This is a genomic window from Fibrobacter sp. (assembly GCF_017545445.1).
Taxonomy (GTDB): domain Bacteria; phylum Fibrobacterota; class Fibrobacteria; order Fibrobacterales; family Fibrobacteraceae; genus Fibrobacter.
Map to the genome: position 1 here is coordinate 18,646 of NZ_JAFWOM010000168.1, position 18,429 is coordinate 37,074.

15 protein-coding genes and 2 tRNA genes are annotated in these 18,429 nt (G+C 49.4%); 11 read left to right on the plus strand and 6 right to left on the minus strand.

The window, feature by feature from the left end:
- The first annotated feature begins 305 nt into the window (after positions 1-305).
- Positions 306-1,031 carry a ComF family protein gene (locus IKG78_RS19150; RefSeq protein WP_290946877.1) on the plus strand — a complete coding sequence of 242 codons (726 nt, stop codon included), beginning with the start codon at positions 306-308 and terminating at the stop codon, positions 1,029-1,031.
- A gap of 127 nt (positions 1,032-1,158) precedes the next feature.
- Here the strand turns inward: IKG78_RS19150 and IKG78_RS19155 are convergent.
- Positions 1,159-1,239 (minus strand) — tRNA-Ser (locus IKG78_RS19155).
- Between the two features lie 86 nt (positions 1,240-1,325).
- Between IKG78_RS19155 and IKG78_RS19160 the strand changes: the two genes are divergently transcribed.
- On the plus strand, positions 1,326-2,519 hold the full coding sequence (locus tag IKG78_RS19160; RefSeq protein WP_290946879.1) for an HD domain-containing phosphohydrolase: 1,194 nt from the start codon (positions 1,326-1,328) through the stop codon (positions 2,517-2,519).
- Positions 2,520-2,679: 160 nt separating this feature from the next.
- Here the strand turns inward: IKG78_RS19160 and IKG78_RS19165 are convergent.
- Positions 2,680-2,752 (minus strand) — tRNA-Phe (locus IKG78_RS19165).
- A 172-nt stretch (positions 2,753-2,924) separates the two neighbouring features.
- Between IKG78_RS19165 and IKG78_RS19170 the strand changes: the two genes are divergently transcribed.
- The 6 genes from IKG78_RS19170 (at position 2,925) to IKG78_RS19195 (ending at position 11,131) form a co-directional block, all read left to right on the plus strand.
- A complete protein-coding gene (locus tag IKG78_RS19170; protein WP_290946881.1) occupies positions 2,925-5,453 on the plus strand; it encodes a CotH kinase family protein in 2,529 nt (842 codons plus the stop codon).
- A gap of 98 nt (positions 5,454-5,551) precedes the next feature.
- Positions 5,552-6,352 carry a class I SAM-dependent methyltransferase gene (locus tag IKG78_RS19175; protein WP_290946989.1) on the plus strand — a complete coding sequence of 267 codons (801 nt, stop codon included), beginning with the start codon at positions 5,552-5,554 and terminating at the stop codon, positions 6,350-6,352.
- Entirely contained in the window at positions 6,349-6,918 is a 570-nt protein-coding gene (locus tag IKG78_RS19180) for a UbiX family flavin prenyltransferase (protein WP_290946884.1), read from the plus strand. The genes IKG78_RS19175 and IKG78_RS19180 overlap by 4 nt, the downstream gene beginning before the upstream one ends.
- A 202-nt stretch (positions 6,919-7,120) precedes the next feature.
- Complete coding sequence (locus tag IKG78_RS19185) at positions 7,121-8,011, plus strand: 4-hydroxybenzoate octaprenyltransferase (protein WP_290946886.1); 891 nt, start codon at positions 7,121-7,123, stop codon at positions 8,009-8,011.
- The gene (locus IKG78_RS19190) at positions 7,998-8,219 is read left to right on the plus strand and encodes a hypothetical protein (RefSeq protein WP_290946889.1); all 222 of its coding nucleotides are present in this window, start codon (positions 7,998-8,000) and stop codon (positions 8,217-8,219) included. Before IKG78_RS19185 ends, IKG78_RS19190 begins: the two co-directional genes overlap by 14 nt.
- A 122-nt stretch (positions 8,220-8,341) precedes the next feature.
- The gene (locus tag IKG78_RS19195; RefSeq protein WP_290946894.1) at positions 8,342-11,131 is read left to right on the plus strand and encodes an FISUMP domain-containing protein; all 2,790 of its coding nucleotides are present in this window, start codon (positions 8,342-8,344) and stop codon (positions 11,129-11,131) included.
- Between the two features lie 108 nt (positions 11,132-11,239).
- On the opposite strand, the gene IKG78_RS19200 is transcribed toward IKG78_RS19195, so the two are convergent.
- From IKG78_RS19200 to IKG78_RS19215, 4 genes are all read right to left on the minus strand, one after another.
- Positions 11,240-12,136: a biotin--[acetyl-CoA-carboxylase] ligase gene (locus IKG78_RS19200; RefSeq protein WP_290946895.1), complete on the minus strand. Its 897-nt coding sequence runs from the start codon at positions 12,134-12,136 to the stop codon at positions 11,240-11,242.
- A gap of 79 nt (positions 12,137-12,215) precedes the next feature.
- Positions 12,216-12,614: a hypothetical protein gene (locus tag IKG78_RS19205; protein WP_290946897.1), complete on the minus strand. Its 399-nt coding sequence runs from the start codon at positions 12,612-12,614 to the stop codon at positions 12,216-12,218.
- A 465-nt stretch (positions 12,615-13,079) separates the two neighbouring features.
- Positions 13,080-14,087 (minus strand): tRNA (adenosine(37)-N6)-threonylcarbamoyltransferase complex transferase subunit TsaD, encoded by a 1,008-nt coding sequence (tsaD, locus tag IKG78_RS19210; protein WP_290946899.1) that lies wholly within the window; start codon positions 14,085-14,087, stop codon positions 13,080-13,082.
- Positions 14,084-15,064, minus strand: a complete 981-nt coding sequence (locus IKG78_RS19215) for a hypothetical protein (RefSeq protein WP_290946902.1) — start codon at positions 15,062-15,064, stop codon at positions 14,084-14,086. Before IKG78_RS19215 ends, tsaD begins: the two co-directional genes overlap by 4 nt.
- Positions 15,065-15,109: 45 nt before the next feature.
- Here IKG78_RS19215 and IKG78_RS19220 point away from each other — a divergent pair, with 45 nt between their 5' ends.
- The 3 genes from IKG78_RS19220 to IKG78_RS19230 are packed head-to-tail and all read left to right on the plus strand — an operon-like array spanning position 15,110 to position 18,428.
- On the plus strand, positions 15,110-15,997 hold the full coding sequence (locus IKG78_RS19220) for a permease-like cell division protein FtsX (RefSeq protein ID WP_290946904.1): 888 nt from the start codon (positions 15,110-15,112) through the stop codon (positions 15,995-15,997).
- Positions 15,997-17,307 (plus strand): peptidoglycan DD-metalloendopeptidase family protein, encoded by a 1,311-nt coding sequence (locus IKG78_RS19225; protein ID WP_290946906.1) that lies wholly within the window; start codon positions 15,997-15,999, stop codon positions 17,305-17,307. Before IKG78_RS19220 ends, IKG78_RS19225 begins: the two co-directional genes overlap by 1 nt.
- A complete protein-coding gene (locus IKG78_RS19230) occupies positions 17,289-18,428 on the plus strand; it encodes an AAA family ATPase (protein ID WP_290946908.1) in 1,140 nt (379 codons plus the stop codon). Before IKG78_RS19225 ends, IKG78_RS19230 begins: the two co-directional genes overlap by 19 nt.
- Position 18,429 lies beyond the last annotated feature (1 nt).

The window sequence follows — 18,429 nt, forward strand, 5'->3', positions numbered from 1 at the left end:
TTTTGCATGGGCATGACCGAGTCCTGCATTTGGGATTAGAGCGAAGCGATAATCCAAAGACGAAAGGTGGCGACGGAGTTGTAGTAGGAAGTAGACAGTAGGCAGTAGAAAGGGGGCTTCGCGAGAATAGTCATTCTCGACCGAAGGGAGGGAATCCATACAGTTCTGATCGCAGATACGGATCTTCTTGCATCCCCCTAACCCCTATAACCTACAACCTAAAACCTTGTTAACGAAAAATTACAGTCCAAAATCCTGAAAAAAGCGTGTTATAAAGAAGAGAAGTTTTTTATCAGGAGGTTAAGATGGATTTCTTTCGGACTGTAGCTAATTTCGTTTTTGGAATGGAGTGCTTGGGGTGCGGGAACTCGTCGGAGCGGCTGGATCCGTGGCTTTGCCCTGCGTGTGCTGCGGAACTTGTGCGGGAATCGAGTTCGCCTGCGTTCCCGAACGAGGACGCATTTTGCCTTTTTCCGATGCGGCCTTTGACGCGGCGTCTGGTGCATGCGCTCAAGTACCGCAATATTCCGGGACTTGCATCGTACTTGGTGCGTCGTTCGTCGGCGGTAAAAGGGATGGTGGGGCAGGAACTTTTGATGCTCGCCCAGCCGCTTTATTTTGTGCCGGTGCCGCTCCACCATGCGAGGTATCGCGAACGCGGTTATAATCAGGCGGAACTGTTGGCGGCTGCACTTGCGACTGCGACTGGCGGTAAGGTGTGTCGCTGGCTTAAACGCAAGACGTTCGTCGTATCGCAGACGAAACTTTCTAAGGATGAACGCGAAATGAATGTGGCGGGGGCTTTTGTTCCGAATTTCCCGCAGAAGATGATTGCACGGGGGAGTGTTGTGGTTGTCGATGATGTTTTTACGACGGGGGCGACGACTTCGGCGTGCATGGCTGCGTTCGGGGCGGACTTCGCATTGCCGTTGAAAGTTTGTACGTTACTTTACGACGAGCCTTCGACGGCGGCAGCGGACTTTGCTGCTGATTGCCAGGCCGATTGGGACGGGCTTCGCAGTAGGCGGTAGGAAGTAGGCAGTAGGAAGTAGGAAGGCGAGGATTGTCATCCTCGACCGTTAGGGAGGGGATCCAGTGAAGTTAGGGGTAGGATGGATGAAATGAAAAACAAAAAAGCTCCCCGAAGGGAGCTTTTCGCGGAGGAAGAGGGACTCGAACCCCCAAGCCTTACGGCGGCGGTTTTCAAGACCGCTGACTTACCAATTAGCCTATTCCTCCAATTGGTGCGCAAAGAATAGAAAAAATGACCGTATTCGTCAATGATACTTTGAATTTTGTGTGAAATTAACTATTTTTTACATGTTATGAGCTACCAGGAAAACGTTACCGATCTTGGAGACGGCGAAGTTGCTGCTCTCTTATTCGAGTACATGCCTAAAATTGCTGCCGAACATAAAACGGACAGTCTATTGGTACTTATGGCGGATTTAGGCCGGCAGATTGTTCAGGCTGACCGCTGTTCTCTTTGGCTTATCGATGAACAGAGAAACGAACTGTGGACGAAGGTTGCCCATGGTGTTGACGAACTTCGAATTCCGCTTTCTGCAGGCTTTGTTGGGTATTCCCTGAAGACCGGACAGCCTCTTTTAGTCGATGACGCTTATCAGGATTCCAGATTCGACCGCCGAAGCGATATCAAGAGCGGTTACCATACGACATCGGTGATGACGATGCCGTTGGAAAGCGATGACCGCGTGATGGGCGTGTTCCAGGCCATCAATAAAGTCGGGGACAACGTATTCTTCTCCAAGAAAGATCTGGAACGTCTCAAGCTCATTTCTGTTTATTCTGCGAAGACGATTGAATCGGCTATTCGTGCCGAAGCTTTGGAGCGTTATGCGAAAGAGCTGGAAATCAAGGCCGAAGAATTGAAGTCTGCGCACATGGAGCTCATTCGCATTTTGGGTGAAGTTTCTGAATTCCGCAGCCATGAAGTGGGCGACCATATTCACCGTGTTGCTGAAATTTCGTTGAAGCTGGCCCGCTACTATGGGCTTTCGTCGGAAGAACAGGAACTGATTTATTATGTGGCTCCGCTGCATGACCTTGGAAAGGTCGGCATCCCGGATATGATTTTGAATAAGGCTGGCCGTCTCACGCCAGAAGAGTTCAGCAAGATGAAGAGCCATTCGGAAATTGGACGAACCTTGCTCCGCGAATCGAAAACGGATTTACTTTGTATGGGCGCCGACATTGCCGGTGCTCACCATGAACGCTGGGACGGTACGGGCTACCCGGATGGTCTCAAGGGCGAACAGATTCCGCTTCCGGCCCGTATTTGTGCTGTGGCGGATGTCTTGGACGCTCTCGCAAGTCCGCGTTGCTACAAGCCGGCCTGGTCCGAAGATCGCGTGAAAGAAGAAATGAAGAATTCTGGCGGAACGCATTTCCAGCCGGAACTCATAGACATTTTGATGGAGCATTGGGATGAATTCTACTCTTGCTACAAGCCGGGTGGAATGTTCATCAAGAAGGGACTGCTCCCGCCAGTCCAGTGATTAGAATTTAGAGATTCATTTTTTGAATTAAGGTGTGGCGGTGCTCACACCTTTTTGTTTTTGTGCGTTGTGGTTGTGAGGGCCAGATACGGGATTATGTGGGACTCCCGAAATGGGTTAAAAAAAAGAAAAAACCTCGATTTTCATCGAGGCTTTTTCGTGGTTCCGATTGGAATTGAACCAACGACACGCGGATTTTCAGTCCACTGCTCTACCAACTGAGCTACAGAACCATTTTGATGACCCAAAGATAGTTTAAATATCACATCTTGTCAAGGGTAAATAGAATATTACTGTTATTTTTTTGAAAAAAAACTAAATTTATTGTCGTTGGATGGAATTATTTGGTGTCCCATGGTATTTTGCTATGGGGAAGTGTGTTCTTTTACTTTTTAGGTGGTCGTCGTGATTCGCACAAAAAAATGGTTTAGAGCGTCCGTTTCCCTGTTGGCGGCTTTCGGCTCGGCTTTCGTAGTCGCCTGCGCTGATGATAATGATAACGCGGTAATTGTACCGATGTCCAATGCGACTAGTACGTGTGAAGCGTTGAATAATTGCGGCTCGTCTGCAAGTGTTCTGCAAGGAAATTCTTCGAGCAGTGAGGCTGGTAGTATCAACTGGAGTCACGGCATTGATACTACGAAGGTTATTATTGGAACCGATACGCTTTGGTTTTACGATACTATTCCTCTGCCTCCGGATACATCTGTCCAGTGGGTCGGAGAGTCTGCGCTGCGCATTACGGAAATCGCTCCTCTCAACTTGGATTTCTTTGACGAAGAAGGGAAAGACCCGGCTTGGGTGGAACTTTACAACTCGAGCGATAAAGATGTGGACCTGAAGGGGTATGTCCTTATTGAAAACTTGCAGAAGCTTATCGATAAGGAAAAGAATATCCGCAAGTTCGTTTTTGGAAGCGATATCATCAAGGCGAAATCCTTTAAAGTTATCTTTTGCGACGGCAAGAACATTTCTGCTGTAAAGAGCGAAGACAAGGAAGGTCGCCATACACGTCCGCATGCGGACTGGAAGCTGGACAAAAAAGGCGGTACAGTTTATCTGTTGGATAAATTTAACGGAATCCGAGATTCGGTTGATTATCCAGAACTGACCAGCGGTGTTAGTTGGGGCATTGTCGATGGCGGCTATTGGGATTATTTTGAAAAGCCGACTCCGGAAAGGCCGAATTCGGAATCCAAGGGCTATGAAGAAATTGTTCCAGTTCCCGACATGAGTGGAATCAAGTCCGGTTTCTATAATGAGCCGTTTACTTTGAATCCTCCGGCTCTTGAAGATGGCGTGAAGCTCCGTTGCACGACGAACGGATCTGAGCCGACTGAAAATTCCCCGGAATTCAATGCTCCGATGAAGATTGATCATAACATGGCTTTCCGTTGTGCTTCTTTCAAGAAAGGAGCTCTTTCGACCAAGGTTATCACTCGTACGTTCTTTGTTGATGAAGACCAAGTGAAAATGCCGATTGTGGCTATCAGTGTGGATTCTAGCTTCTTCCGTCAACATTACATCAAGACGAGTTGCAGTGCTCCAAGGAATTGCCCGGATAGTGCCGGCCTCTATGCTGATGTTGAAATCCCGGTCCACGTGGAATATTTCGAGAAGGGTTCTAGCACGAAGGGTGCGACTTGGGAAAAGGATGCCGGTATTTCTTTGATGGGTGGCTATAGCCGCTTGAACGACAAGAAGTCCGTTTCTATCCGCCTCCGCGAAGAATACGAAGATGGTAGCATCAATTATCCGTTGTTCGAAACTCGCAAGGGCGTGAACGACAAGTACAAGTCTTTCAACTTGCGCAATAACGGTAACCGTTTTGTGAGTGACTACATTGAAGATGCCATGGGTGGTGCTCTCCTCGAAGGTACTAGCGTGGATTATCAGAGAAGCCGTCAGGTGGTGGTGTTCTACAACGGTAAGTACCAAGGCATTCACGACATGCGCGAACGCTTCAACAAGCATTATGTAGAAACGAATTACAAGATTGATGCTAATTCGGTGAACTTCATCAAGCATTTGGAAGACAAAGTAGAGGCTAGCAATGGTACGATTGACGCTTACATGAACATGCTTCACTTTGTGGCCACTAATGATTTCTCGGGTGAAAACAACGCCAACTATGAAAAAGTGAAGACGATGCTCGATGTGGGCAACTTGGCCGATTACATGGCTGCTGAAATTTATATGCACAATGGTGACTGGCCGAATAACAACGTGCGTGCCTGGTCTGCACCGGAACACCCGTGGAAGTTCATGGTCTATGACCTTGACCATGGCTTTGACTGGATGTGGGGCGTGAACGATAAGGAATTCACTCAGGAAACCAATATGTTCTCTTGGATCAAGAAGGGCGGCGGAAACCATCCGTGCAAGGAAGAAGGCTGCTTTGCTAACCTCTATATCCAGCTCATCAAGAATCCGGAATTTAAGCGCATGTTCATTAACCGTTCTGCTGTGATGTTCAATAGCTATACGAACTTTGCTAACGTGACTAAGATCGTCAACGCTATGACGGCGACAATCGACGCTAACGAAATGACGCGCGACCTTGCTAAGTTCAAGCAGGACCAGAAGTGGTATGAAAACTCTTGCGGTCATGGATTTGACAAGTCTGGTTCTTGCATGAAGGAATGGGCTGAAAAACGCGATCCGAAAGTACTTCAGGAATATCAGGAAGAATTCGGCTTGAGCGGTACCGTTTCAGTGAGCATCAAGGCTGATGGAAACGGCGCTGTGCTCATGGAAGGCATGTCGCTTCCGAGCAAGGATTTCAAGGGCAAGTTCTTTGGCGGCGTGAAGATGGAACTCAAGGCTGTTCCGGCTGAAGGTGCTACGTTTACGGGCTGGAGCGATGGCGTGAATGACAATCCGCGTATGGTAAACCCGACAGAAGGTGCCTCCTTTACGGCAAACTTTAAATAAGTTAGCAACGGCATTGAAATGAAATTCGCGGCTTGGATGAAAATCCAGGTCGCTTTTTTATTTCTACATTTTGCGATATGATAAGCCCTGTGCGTAAGATGTTCGATGGCATTGCAAGCCGTTACGATTTCTTGAATCATTTCTTGAGTTGCTATCAGGATGTGCTGTGGCGTAGGTACTGCTGCAAGTGTTTGAAAAAGATGATGGCGGTGGATGGTGCGAACGCCGTGTCGGAAAATGCGCCGGGGTCTGTGCGGATTGCAAGGAATGCGATGGATGATGCTGAATGCGCGGCAGGTACTGCGCGGACGGTCCGCTTGCTGGATTTGTGCGGGGGCACGGGCGATTTTGCGAATACGTTTAGGAAAATTTTTGAGGGCTCGTCATCGAAGGGGGCTGCGTGCGGCTTTAGCGTTGAGCCTGCGGTGATTGGCGACTTTTCGTACGGCATGCTGGCCGAAGTCAAACCGAAAAAAATCGATGCGTATGCGGTGCAGCTCGATGCGATGAAAATGCCGTTTGCAGAGCGTCGATTTGACGTTATTTTGAACGGCTTTGGGATGCGTAACGTGCCCGATGCACGCGGAGCCCTGATGGAATCGTATCGCGTGCTGGATGCGGGCGGCTACCTTTGCGTTTTGGAATTTTTCTCGCCGAGAAATTTGTTCAACAAGTTCTTTTATAAAGTGCTCGCCCCGCTTTTTATCCCGGTGATGGGCGCATTCTTTAGCGGCAAGCGAGACGCCTACGAATATTTGGTGAATTCGATTATCCGCTTTTTGCCGGTCGATGAATTCTGCAAGATGGCCGAAGAATGCGGCTTTGAAGTCAAAAAAGTCAAGATGTTCGATGGCGGAATTTCGTTTGGCGTATTCTTACACAAGCCGGGGAACGCATGAGTCGGTTTGTGCTTGGAGTGACGGGGGCAAGCGGCAGCATTTACGCGACCCGTACGGCGATGTACTTGCAGCGTTTTCATCATGAGGTGACGCTCATCGTGACGCACCCGGGCAAACAGGTGCTCGAGTACGAGGGCCAAAGTGCGCTTTTCGACTATTGCAAAGACGTGTGCAACGTGGATGATTTTTTTGCGGAATGCGCAAGCGGCAGTGCTGATTACGCCGGCATGGCTGTAGTGCCGTGTTCCATGGGAACGCTTGGGCGCATTGCTGCTGGTACTTCGGACAACTTGCTTGTGCGTGCGGTGGATGTTTGCCTCAAGGAACGCCGCCCGCTTGTGATTGTGCCGCGGGAAATGCCGTACAACTTAATTCATATCGAAAATATGAAACGCGTGACTTTGGCCGGTGCGGTAGTGATTTCTGCTTCGCCGCAGTTCTACAGCAAGCCTACGAGCATTGAAGAACTTGTCGATACCGTGGTCGCGAAAATTTTAAAACACTTGGGAGTGGATGCATCGCAAGTGGCAACTGTCGCACGTGCATGGGGTGGGGAAAATGCCTGATGCTCAAACCTTAACTAGATCCTTCGACTACACCCTTGCGGGTTTCGCTCAGGATGACACTCGGTCGGTGAACTCGTCGAACCGCTCTCGTCTCTCGTCTGTAGGCTCGCAGAGCCGTTCTTTCGTCTCATCTACTCTCATTTCCCTAAATCACTGTTTACTAACCTCTGCCTACTTCCTACTTCTAACTTCCTACTAAATCATGAATAAACTTCTCGAATTTACACATCTTGTTCGGCTTAGCCATTCGCTGTTTGCGATGCCTTTTGCGCTTGGTTCCATGTGGGTGGCCGCGAACGGTTTTCGCGATATGAGCGCTTTTGAAACCGCTCGCATTATTGTGCTTATCGTGCTTTGCATGGTGACGGCCCGTAACAGCGCTATGAGCTTTAACCGCATTGCTGATGCCAAGTTCGATGCCGAAAATCCGCGCACGGCGAAACGCCATTTGCCGGCGGGCCGCCTCAGCCGCAAGTCGGTGATCGCATTCTTGGCGTTGAACGGCATTTTGTTCGTGGTGTTCGCAGCGCTTTTGCAACCCCTCGCTGGCTGGCTTGCGTTCCCGGTGTGGCTCTTGTTGCTCTCATATTCGTACTGGAAACGTTTTAGCTGGCTTTGCCATTGGTTCCTTGGCTTTGCGATTGGCATGAGTCCGCTCGGAGCTTGGATTGCCGTTCGCGGCGAATTTGCCGTGTTCCCGATTTTTCTTTTGTTCATTCTGATGCTTTGGATGGGCGGCTTCGACATCATTTACGCAACGCAAGACATTGAAATTGACCGCAAGCAGGGCTTACATTCCGTGCCGGCACGCTTTGGCCTTGAAAAGTCGCTGCGCATTGCGCTTGCAAGCCACTTGGCGATGCTTTTGCTTTGCGTTGTGTTCGGATTCTTCTGGAGCATGGGCTGGATTTGGTGGACGGTGACTGGCCTTATGGCGACAGCAATTGTCTATATTCACTTGTTCAGAAAGTCAAACGATTTGGATGCGATGAACCGCGACTTTTTCCTCGCGAATGTCGCCATCAGTGCGCTCGTGATGGTGGGACTCATTGTCTGGATTTGCATGGGAGGTGATGTCAATGCCCTTTACTAAAATGCCGAAAGGAAAGTTCACGAACGAAGAAAAAGTAAAGATGTTCCATACGATGGGGGCTACTGCCGCCGTCATCGCTCTCGTGCTTGTGGTTCTCTTGGAAACGGGGCTTGTGGGCGAACGACGCGAACTGGCCGACATGGGCCTTACCGCGATGATTGTGGTGCTTGCCGTATCGCTTGTGGGCAGCATGTATTTTAAAAAGTAAATGAAGCTGTTTTAAGAAATCTGCTATTGCAGGTTGAAATGGAAGGGGGCGGCTTTTGCAGCCCTTGACATTGTTTCTTTTTTGTTTACATTTGACATGTAGAATTTTACAGAGGCTTATTTATGTTGAAAAAAAAGTTCTCGCGAACTGTGCAATCTGTTGCATTTTCACTCTTTGTTTCTGTCCCTTCATTTATTCTCGTTGCTTGCGGCGACACTGATGGCGACTCAAAAGGAACGGCTCCTGAAGGCGGTAATGCCGCGGTTCCTGCAGAAGATGTTTATGAAAGCGAAGACGATTTGCCGGGTTGCATGGAAAAGTTTGAAGGCAAAGTCGCTTTTGTCGAAGATGGTTCTGTCGCATTCAAGTGCGAAGATGGCCGTTGGGAAAACAAGGGAACATTCTATGCAACGAACGACGACATCAAGAACTGTACCTCGAAACGTGAAGGTGAAGCGGCCTATATCGTCGATGAAGACAAAAGCCTCGTCTGTCAGGACGGCAAGTGGGTGAAGGCAGAGATTGCTTCGAACTCTTCGAGTTCTCGCAATGACAAAAATGTGGGCGAATCCAGCTCTTCGGGAAAGGTCCCTGAGCCTGCCGAAGGGACTAGTTCTTCTGCGAAGTCTTCCAACTCGTCAAAGTCGAGCAGTAGCACGAAGAACATTTCCTCCTCTTCCGTCGCCCAGAGCAGTAGCGGCATAAAGAACGCATCTTCTTCCTCCGTCATTCAGAGCGAATGCGATGATTCGACAAGCTCATCAACCAAATCCAGTAAATGTTCTTCTAACTCCGCAAAGTCGAGCAACAGCACAAAGAACGGCTCATCATCTTCCGTCATTCTAAGCAGTAGTGCAAAGAGCGGTTCCTCCTCTTCCGTCATTCAGAGCAGCAGTGCAAAGAATGTTTCCTCCTCAAATTCCGCGAAGTCCAGCAGTTCTGCAAAATCAAGTTCCTCTGTAAAGTCATCCAGTTCTTTGGCAAAGTCGAGCAGTTCTGTAAAATCATCCAGTTCTGTGAAGTCTTCGTCTTCTGTCGCTTCTAGCAGTTCTGTCAAATCGTCTTCTAGCATGAATATGAATGCTGGTAGCGAATACAATGCAGCTTCAAATACATTGAAAGATTTGCGTGATGGCAAAACTTACAAGACGACAACTATTGGAACGCAGGTGTGGATGGCGGAGAACTTGAATATTGAAGTCGCCGATAGCTACTGTTACGCGAATAAACCAGCTAACTGTACTATGTATGGACGCTTGTACAACGCTAAAACCGCTCAATCTGTCTGCCCAAGTGGTTGGCATTTGCCTAACCAAAATGAATTTCAAGAACTTCTAGACAATACAGGAAATAACTTTAAAAATTTGAAGTCGAAAGAATGGGATGGTTTGGACAGTTATGGCTTTGCTGCATTGCCTGCAGGAAAACAAGATGCCGTTAAAGGAAAATCCTCTTTTACCAATACTCAGTTTGCGACGGGGTGGTGGTTGAGCACGACATCTATTAGAACATGGTCTCCTCTTTACGGTGTTTATCTAGGGACAGCAGGTTTTGATCATGACGATAGTGTGAATGGATTTTCTGTGCGTTGCTTGTATGACAAACGTAGTCCTAAGTCGAGTAGCTCTTCTATCGCCTCTAGCAGTTCTGTAAAATCGTCTTCGAGTATTAATGTGAATGCTGGGAGCAGATACGATGCTGCATCCAATACATTGACGGATTTGCGAGACGGCAAAATTTACAAGACTACGAAAATCGGAACGATGATCTTTACGGCAGAAAACATGAATATCGAATTAGAGAATTCTTACTGCTATGAAAATGATTCTTTAAATTGTGTCAAATACGGACGACTCTATGTGTGGGACGCCGCGAGTAAAGCGTGTCCGTCTGGTTGGCATTTGCCAGAATCGGCGGAATGGAGTGCTTTACTTGACGAGGTTGGTGGAAAAAAGATAGCAGGAATAAAGCTTAAATCTGCGGATGGCTGGAGCAATGGAGGAAATGGCACGGATGATTTTTCGTTCAATGCTTTATCTGCTGGTGGGCGTTATCCTGATGGAAGGTCTTTCTCCCAAGGAATACTAGCGTCATTTTGGGGCTCTACAAAGAAAAGTAATAGTTATGTTAATCTTTATTTTATGGATAATACTGATGTGGGGTATATTGAGTATTCGCCAAAAGAGTATGGCATGAGTATACGTTGTATAAAAGATGGGTCATACGTTCCACCGCCTCCGATAGATTCAAGCGTATATGATGCTTCGGCAAATACCTTGAAGGATTTGCGAAATAATAAAACTTATAAAACGGTAAAAATCGGTTCTCAGATTTGGATGGCGCAAAACCTCAACTATTCCGATAGTGTCCAGACGCCCAGTTTGAAAGGCCGGAGTTGGTGCCACAACAATTCTGCAGATACTTGTGCCAAATATGGTCCCTTTTACAGTTGGGCTGCTGCCATTGACTCGGTTGCGTTGTATGATGGAGGTCGTGGAATAGATTGTGGACATGGCAAGGAATGTGTGCTCCCTGACAAAGTTCGAGGGATTTGTCCTAGTGGTTGGCATTTGCCTGATTCGGTGGAATGGAGTGCTTTACTTGTCGAGGTTGGTGGAAAAAAAACTGCAGGAGTTGCTCTCAAATCTAAGACGGGTTGGAAGGTCCGTAGTGATGGCAGTAGCGGCAATGGTTCAGACCTTTACGGCTTTTCCGTACAGCCTATGGGTTCCTGGAGCACCAATTACAACGGTTTTCATTCTGGCTTTGGCAGAGATGCTCTCTTCTGGAGTGCTACTCAATCGGGGCCTGGTGGATCCTTTGGTCTTGTTGTGCAATCTGAAGGCGACATAGTGTACCTTTCTTGGTATTCGAGTGATGCAGGGTATAGCATCCGCTGCTTAAAGGACTGATTTTGTGCAAATCTTTACCAAAAGTGGGTGCAAAAGGGTACTTTTGGTCATTATTTTTTTTGTTTCGGATGATTCTCTTTGTTCTTTTATCCGGAACTCGTCGGGCGGTTAAATTTCCAAATCCGCCGATATGACGGACTCAATGGTTCCGTCGTCGCATTCAAAGAGCAGGCTGCCGTCATCGTTCATGTTGATGATGCGGCCTGTTTTTTTGATGGCTCCAGCACTGTTGCCATCGCGGTTTTGATCGGTGCAGTGGTTGTTCACGATGATGGTGCCGCGGGCGCCGATAAACTGGTCCATGCGTTTCCAAGCATCGACCCAGGGGCGAATGCCGAAGGCTTTGAACTGCCCGATGGCGCGTTCGAGGTTGCCGATGAGCATTTGCAACAGCTTTTCGCGGTTGATGGAATGTCCGAAAATTGCCTTGAGCGTGGTGACTTCACGATTCAAGTGGGCGTAATCGGCGGGGTCGCTATTGACGTTGATGCCGACTCCCATCGAAAGGACGGGGCGCGGCGCATTTTCGCTTGTCATTCCGCGTGTATAAACGATTTCCGCTAAAATTCCGCAGAACTTGCTTTTGCCGTAGAGAATGTCGTTTGGCCACTTGACTGTGATTTTTGAGGAATTCGCACATTTTGATTTTGCGCAATCCCGGCTTACAATTGTTGCGTCTTCTTGGATGTTGTTGAATGTTTCTGCAAATGTGAGTGCGGCTATTTGCGTAATTTGTGCGAAATGGTTGCTTGGGATGCCGTCGAGTGGAATCAGAATGTTGAAGTAGAGGTTTTTACCGGCGGGGGAGTCCCAGGTGCGTTCGTGACGGCCATGCCCATCGCTTTGCGAATCAGCGACAAAGAGTGTCCCCGGTTCGATTTCTCCTGATGCGGTCATGGACTTCATGAGCTTGTGCGTGCTGCCTATGGTTTCAAAAAGGAAGGCTGGCGCATCGCCGAATCCTGTGAGTTTCCAATCGGTGAATGGACGTTCTTGCGAAAACATTTGCTTAGTCGTTAGTCAATGGTCATTAGTTGTTTGCGAAGAGCGTATTTCCTAATCCCTAAAACCTACAACCTAACACCTACTCGTCGGCTTGCTTTTCTTGCAGTTCCTTGAGGGCTTCTTCAGGGAAGATGTTGAAGAATTCACGCTTTCGGTCTTCGAAGAGTTGCAACATGCGTTCTTGCTCGAACTGCTCGCGGTCGATGTTCTGCATAAAGAATTCGTCGCTGGCAAAATCGCGGGTGGACATGAGTTTTTTCATGTCTTCGGAAAGGTCGATGTTGTCCCACAGGATGTAGTACGACTGCACGTCCAAGCTTCCAAAAATATCGACGTTCAACTTAATGGAATTGGCACTGCTCGAATCGACGAGTTCGACTTTCGTTTCACGTTTTTCGGGGCGGAATACGTCAACATCGCTTACGGGTTTGCTCAAATCCTGAGCTCCGCAGAGAACCACGGCTGCGAGAAGGAACATTACTACATGTTTACACAATAAAATCATATTTACAATATACAATGAAAATTCACGAAAAAACACAGAGAAAGTAAAAAAGCATACTCAAAAACGCGGCGAATAAGGGTATACGACTATTATGATACGCTTTTGTCATACGAAGAGTATTATATAGCTCGTTTATAAACTACCGCCTACTAAGCTCTACCCACTAAACCTCATACCCCATAGGCGCGCAGCGCCGTGCCCATAGCCCACTTGCCCATAACATCACTGGATCCTTCGCGATGCTCAGGATGACGTTTATACTTCCTACTTCCTACCGCCTACTTCCTACTAAGCTCTAAGTTCTAAGCTCTACCAACTAAAAACATCACTGGATCCTTCGCGATGCTCAGGATGACGAGTCTTTCGTCTCTCGTCTGTAGGCGCGTAGCGCCGTTCTCTCGTCTATGTCCCTACTGCCTACAACCTAAGACCTAAAACCTACAATGCGAGTGGCATCCACGGCTTTACGACATCGATGGATTCGAGCTTTCCTTGCAACTTGCGGCGGATAGCGGCGGCGGCGATCATCGCTCCGTTGTCTGTACTCAGGCTGCGGTCCGGTACGCAAAAGCGGATTCCCTTCTTGTCACAGTAGTCCTGCAAACGGGTTCTGAGCCAACTGTTCGCACTTACGCCTCCGCCCATGACAAGAGTTTTCATCTTGGTTTTCTTAAGAGCGTTGATGGTCTTTGAAACTAAGCTATCGACAATCGCATCTTCGAGCGAGGCACAGATATCGCCCAAATTATCTTGAATAAATTGCGGGTCGTGAGTTTCTGTGTAACGGAGCACGGCGGTCTTTAAACCGCTGAACGAAAATTCGCAGTTGTCGTGCGTATGGAGTGCACGCGGAAATTCCACGAATTTGCGGTTCTTGTCTTTGCCGAGGCGGCTAATCGTTGCGCCTGCCGGGTATTTGAGTCCAATGAGCTTGCCGCACTTGTCGAACGCTTCGCCGGCAGCGTCATCGCGGGTACGTCCGATGCTTGTGTATTTGAATCCCGGTTCTTCCATCACGAGTTCCGTGTGACCGCCCGAAACGGTGAGCGTCAAAAACGGCGGTTCGATGTCCGGATTGCTGAGCCATGCGGCGGCGAGGTGGCCTTCGAGGTGGTTCATGCCGTAAGCTGGGATGTTCAAATCGCGGGCGAGGCCCTTGGCAAAGCTTGCGCCGACGAGAAGCGGTCCCATAAGGCCTGGGCCCGTGGTGTAGGCGATGGCGTCGATGTCCTTGAGTTCGATGCCTGCTTCCTTGACGGCGGCTTCGGCAATGGGGGCGATTTTTTGCAGATGGGCACGCGCTGCAATTTCGGGAACGACTCCGCCGTACAAAGCGTGTTCGTCAATTTGGCTGTAGAGTGGATTAGAGAGAACTTTGAGCGGGTCGTCTTGCAAAACGGCGCATGCAGTTTCGTCGCAGCTGGATTCAATTCCAAGCCAAATCATATTCCGTATTCCTCGTCTTTGTCTTCGTCGTCGGTTTGTGTCTTGATGAGCCTGATCTTGTCGGGCTTGACGACAACGGCCTTGATGGACATGTCGCGATCTACATTAGGCGGCAAAGTCAGCTTGATGGTCGGGGCTAGGCTGTCGGCGTCTTCGATGGCGAAGCGGTTGTATTCGATGAAAAGCTCGATGTCGTTGTACTTGATGGCGTCAAGGGTTTGGTTGCCGCCGGTAATTTCGACGGTCGCAGTTTGCGGGGAGAGCGTGTTCAAAGCACGGTCGTAGAAGCCGATAAGTTGTACAGGAATATCCTTGAATTCTTTGGATGTGATTTTTTGGACATCGACAAAAATCTTTGCCACGGAATCGCTAGGCGTCACAAACTGCGGAAGTTGATCGGTGATGAGCGGTACAGAATACGTCTGGCTGACCTTGAGGCTGTCGATGAACATGGAATCCGTAGGAATGTCGATAATGCGAGTGAGTGCGTTACGGGCTCCGGCGACCTTGAGGAATTCGTGCATGAGCTTGGGCGGCTGAACGATAACGTAACCTGGAGCTGCGTTGAAGACGACGTTGTTCTTGATGGGAATGTTGCGTTCGATTTTCGTATCGACAGCGACATCGATGAAGAGGTACTGCTTGTCGGGTTCGATGTAGTGGACTGACGAAAAGTTCGGGGCGACGAAATTCTTTGCGTCTAGGTGGATGCGTTTGGAACCGAGTTCCGCGTTGTGCATATCGACGACCATGGCCGATTGCTTCTGCGATTGCAAGCGGATAAGATCGAGGGGCTTTCCTTCGACGGTCACGGAAACGGTGCTGGGCGGTTTAGACGCAATCGCTAAAGCTTCGGGCAACTTCACGAACGTGAGCGGAACTTCCATCGTCAGTTGGAAGTCCTTCAGCGAGATGACGTAGAACCAGAGGGCCATCGCGCATATCAGTGCGGTAATCTTTAATATGATGTTTCCCATAAAAGCCCCATAAAGAACCTCATTAAATTTAATTATATTCCAACCGTGTTCGGACAATTAGGTTACTTAATATCGGAATCTTTCCGTGGATGGAAGCAGCACCGCACGGTGATCCTCCCGTCCCTTTTGACGATTTTCTTGTGCTCGCTCCTTTTGGCGGCGTCCTTTACGGCTTTAGGCGTTTCGTTCAAGCTCATCTCTGCGGAGAAATCCTTGTACGTCATCGAGGCGTTCTTGAACGATCATGTTCCTGCGGATTCCGTTGCGGCTATCCAGACGCGATTGGAGCATACCCGCCATGTGGAATCGGTATCGTTCGTAAGTGCGGATTCTGCGCTGGCGGATTTCCGCAACCATTTTTCGCCGGACATGCTGGAACTTGTCGAAGGGAACCCCATCCCGGCATTTTTCCGGGTGTCGCTCCGCAGCGAGGCCCGTAACCCGCAGGACCTTTCCGAAGTGCGCCATGCGATTGCTGAAGAATCATACTTTGAAGAAGTCCAGGCTCCGATAGAATGGGCCACGCGCATTGCCACTTGGAAATTCAAGATGATTTTCTGGCCGGTTTGCATCAGCATCCTTTTGCTTATCGCGCTTTCGCTCATCATTTGCAACTCGGTGCGTCTTTCGCTTTTGTCCCGTAAGCTCTTGGTCGAAAACATGAAGTACGCCGGAGGAAGCTACATGTTCATCGAGTTCCCGTTCGTGTTGGAAGGGGCGGCTCAAGGATTTGTCGGTAGCGGAGTTGCAATTATCTTGCTTGGCCTTGTTATCAAGTCGATCGTGCAAACGTTCCCGATTGCTGCAAGCGGCGTTACGTATTTTGGAATCGTCGCCCTTTTTACGGTGCTTCTCGAAACGACTCTTGCGGGCTACTTTAGTTTCCGCACGGTGCGTAGTTTCTTGTTCGAAAAGAAGGGTGAGCAGGAATAATGCGCCTTGTTTCTCGGTTGTTCTCTTTCTTGAGTTTCGTTTTGGCCGTTGTGGCTTTAGCGACGGTATCTGCTGTTGCCGCTCCCAAGAAGACGGATGCCCAGATTGACGAACAAAAGAATGCGTTGAAAAAGCTGGAAGTCGATTTGGCGAAAAAGCGAGAAGAACTTGCTGTGCTTGAGACCGAAGAAAAGGGTGTTTTGAACACGATTTCGCTCTTGGACCAGAACTTGAACCGCACGCGTTCGTACTTGTCGGCGCTTTCGAAAAACGAAGATATGCTGCAAGATGCGGTGAAGCAATTGGTACTAGATATTGACTCGCTGGATCACAAAATCAAGGACCGCAAACGCGCCATGCGAAAGCGAATTAGGAATTTGTATGTACATGGCCGTAGCAGCGATGCCGAAATTTTATTTGATCTCTTGACCAAGAACGGAAACCCGGAGCGTGAAGTTTATTGGGTTCATCACTTGTTGAACCGCGACCACGAGGATGTAGAAACTCTTCGCAGTCTTGTCGCGGAACGCACGCAAAAGCAACAGGCTCAAGAAAAAAATTTGGCGGAACTCACGAGACTCCGCTCCCGCAAGGCGGTCGAAGAACGCAGTCTTGTGGCGCAGATGAACGGACAGTCGCGAGTGCTCAATTCCCTCAAGCAGGACAAGGCTTTGCAACGCATGGCCCTCAAGGAATTTGAACGCAACCAGAAGACGATGCTCGCTCTTTTGAAAAAGCTCGAAGAACGCCGCAAGCGCGAAATCGAAGAAGCGAAAAAAGCTGAAGCGGCCCGCCTTGCCGCCCTCAAGAAAAAGGAACGTGAAGCCGAGAAAAAGCGTCAGGCCGAAAAGAAACGCGAAGCGGAGAAGAGTCGCCAGAGCGAAACGGCGAAAAAGACGGTTCAGGCGTTGCCGTTCAAAGGCCCGAAGTGCATGCCCATGGAAGGCCCGATTATCAGCGAATACGGCTTGCAGGAACATCCGGTGCTCCACATCATGACGCGTAACTTGGGTGTCGAAATCCGCGGAAAACGCGGTGGCCGCATCCGCGCCGCTGCTGCCGGAACCGTGGCGATGGTCTCCGAAATTGACGGTCGCGGCCCCTCCGTCATCATCGAACATGAGGACGGAACCTACACAGTTTATGGTCACATGAAAGCAATTCACGTCCAAGAGGGCAAAAGTGTCAAGAAATGCGAGGAAATTGGAGAAGTGGGCGATATCGCTTCGTTAAATGGAATTAAATTGTACTTTCAAGTAAGCGAAGGGACACAAACCGTGGACCCATTGCAATGGTTGAAGCAAAAATGATAGAATATCGCTTGAATGGTCCCGCCTCCCAGGAACGAATTCGCATTCGTCTTATGTCGGCGTTGCGTGAGAACCGGTTCCCGCAGTCGATTCTAATCGACGGTCCTGTAGGCATTGGCAAAAAGGCCTTGGCGATGGAAATTGCCCAGGCGTTGCAGTGCACGAATGCAAGCGTTCGTCCCTGCGGAAAATGCTTCGGCTGCAAGATGGCCGCCGATACCGGCGTGACGGACAACTGGGTCGTGCCGATGGAAGCGAAAGAAGCGAGCGCCCGCAATGCAGCTGATGTCTCTGCCGGGAGTTCCGCTAAGACGATCCAGGACTTCAAGCAGGCGTACATCGAAGAAATTACGAAGAACCCGTACCGCGTCGATATTTTCAGCGCCGGCGCCCTTATTTCGGTGGAACTCATCCGCACGATGACCGCCTCTTTTGCGATGAAGGGCGACCGCGTCCGCGTGGTGATTATTGCAGAAGCCGACCGCATGAACGATTCTGCGGCAAACGCGTTCCTCAAGACGCTCGAAGAAGTTCCGCCGAACACGTATTTCATTTTGACGACCTCGTCCCGCGAAAAACTTTTGCAGACCATCCGTTCGCGTTGTTTGGCTTTGCATTTGCCGCCATTGACGGATGACGAAGTCCGCAAGGAAGCTGCCCGCGTGGGCGGCGAAGAATTTGACGAATCGACTCTGACCGATGACGTGGTTGGGCTTGCGGTGGGTTCTCCCGGCATGGCCCTTTACTATGCGGAACATGCGAAGGCGTGGTGCTCACTCGCTGTCGATTTTATCGAGAAATCGCTTTCGCAAGATTACACGGACTTGTTCTTTGAACTGGATGATTCCGGCCTCGAAGACCCGGCGATCGTGAACCGCTTCTTGGAGGTCCTGTCGTTCTTGATTGCGGACTTGCTGCGCCAACAATCGGGTGCTCCGCTCCGCATTCCTGATGCTACAAGCCGCGTGAATCTTGAACGCTATCCGCAGGTGGGAGCTTCGGCTTTGGAACTTGGGCTTGTGTGCGTCCAGGAAACGATGTCGCAAATTGCCTCAAGACGTATGGCGGCAGTCATGTGCCTCCAGAATCTTGCCATGAAACTTTTTGAAGGCTACAAGTAAA

What these genes read in the sequence shown, in the direction of transcription:
- IKG78_RS19150 (WP_290946877.1), top strand. Translation starts at nt 306, where the DNA reads ATGGATTTCTTTCGGACTGTAGCTAATTTCGTTTTTGGAATGGAGTGC.
- IKG78_RS19160 (WP_290946879.1), top strand. Translation starts at nt 1,326, where the DNA reads ATGAGCTACCAGGAAAACGTTACCGATCTTGGAGACGGCGAAGTTGCT.
- IKG78_RS19175 (WP_290946989.1), top strand. Translation starts at nt 5,552, where the DNA reads ATGTTCGATGGCATTGCAAGCCGTTACGATTTCTTGAATCATTTCTTG.
- IKG78_RS19180 (WP_290946884.1), top strand. Translation starts at nt 6,349, where the DNA reads ATGAGTCGGTTTGTGCTTGGAGTGACGGGGGCAAGCGGCAGCATTTAC.
- IKG78_RS19185 (WP_290946886.1), top strand. Translation starts at nt 7,121, where the DNA reads ATGAATAAACTTCTCGAATTTACACATCTTGTTCGGCTTAGCCATTCG.
- IKG78_RS19190 (WP_290946889.1), top strand. Translation starts at nt 7,998, where the DNA reads ATGCCCTTTACTAAAATGCCGAAAGGAAAGTTCACGAACGAAGAAAAA.
- IKG78_RS19195 (WP_290946894.1), top strand. Translation starts at nt 8,342, where the DNA reads ATGTTGAAAAAAAAGTTCTCGCGAACTGTGCAATCTGTTGCATTTTCA.
- IKG78_RS19200 (WP_290946895.1), bottom strand. Translation starts at nt 12,136, where the DNA reads ATGTTTTCGCAAGAACGTCCATTCACCGATTGGAAACTCACAGGATTC.
- IKG78_RS19205 (WP_290946897.1), bottom strand. Translation starts at nt 12,614, where the DNA reads ATGTTCCTTCTCGCAGCCGTGGTTCTCTGCGGAGCTCAGGATTTGAGC.
- tsaD (WP_290946899.1), bottom strand. Translation starts at nt 14,087, where the DNA reads ATGATTTGGCTTGGAATTGAATCCAGCTGCGACGAAACTGCATGCGCC.
- IKG78_RS19215 (WP_290946902.1), bottom strand. Translation starts at nt 15,064, where the DNA reads ATGGGAAACATCATATTAAAGATTACCGCACTGATATGCGCGATGGCC.
- IKG78_RS19225 (WP_290946906.1), top strand. Translation starts at nt 15,997, where the DNA reads ATGCGCCTTGTTTCTCGGTTGTTCTCTTTCTTGAGTTTCGTTTTGGCC.
- IKG78_RS19230 (WP_290946908.1), top strand. Translation starts at nt 17,289, where the DNA reads ATGGTTGAAGCAAAAATGATAGAATATCGCTTGAATGGTCCCGCCTCC.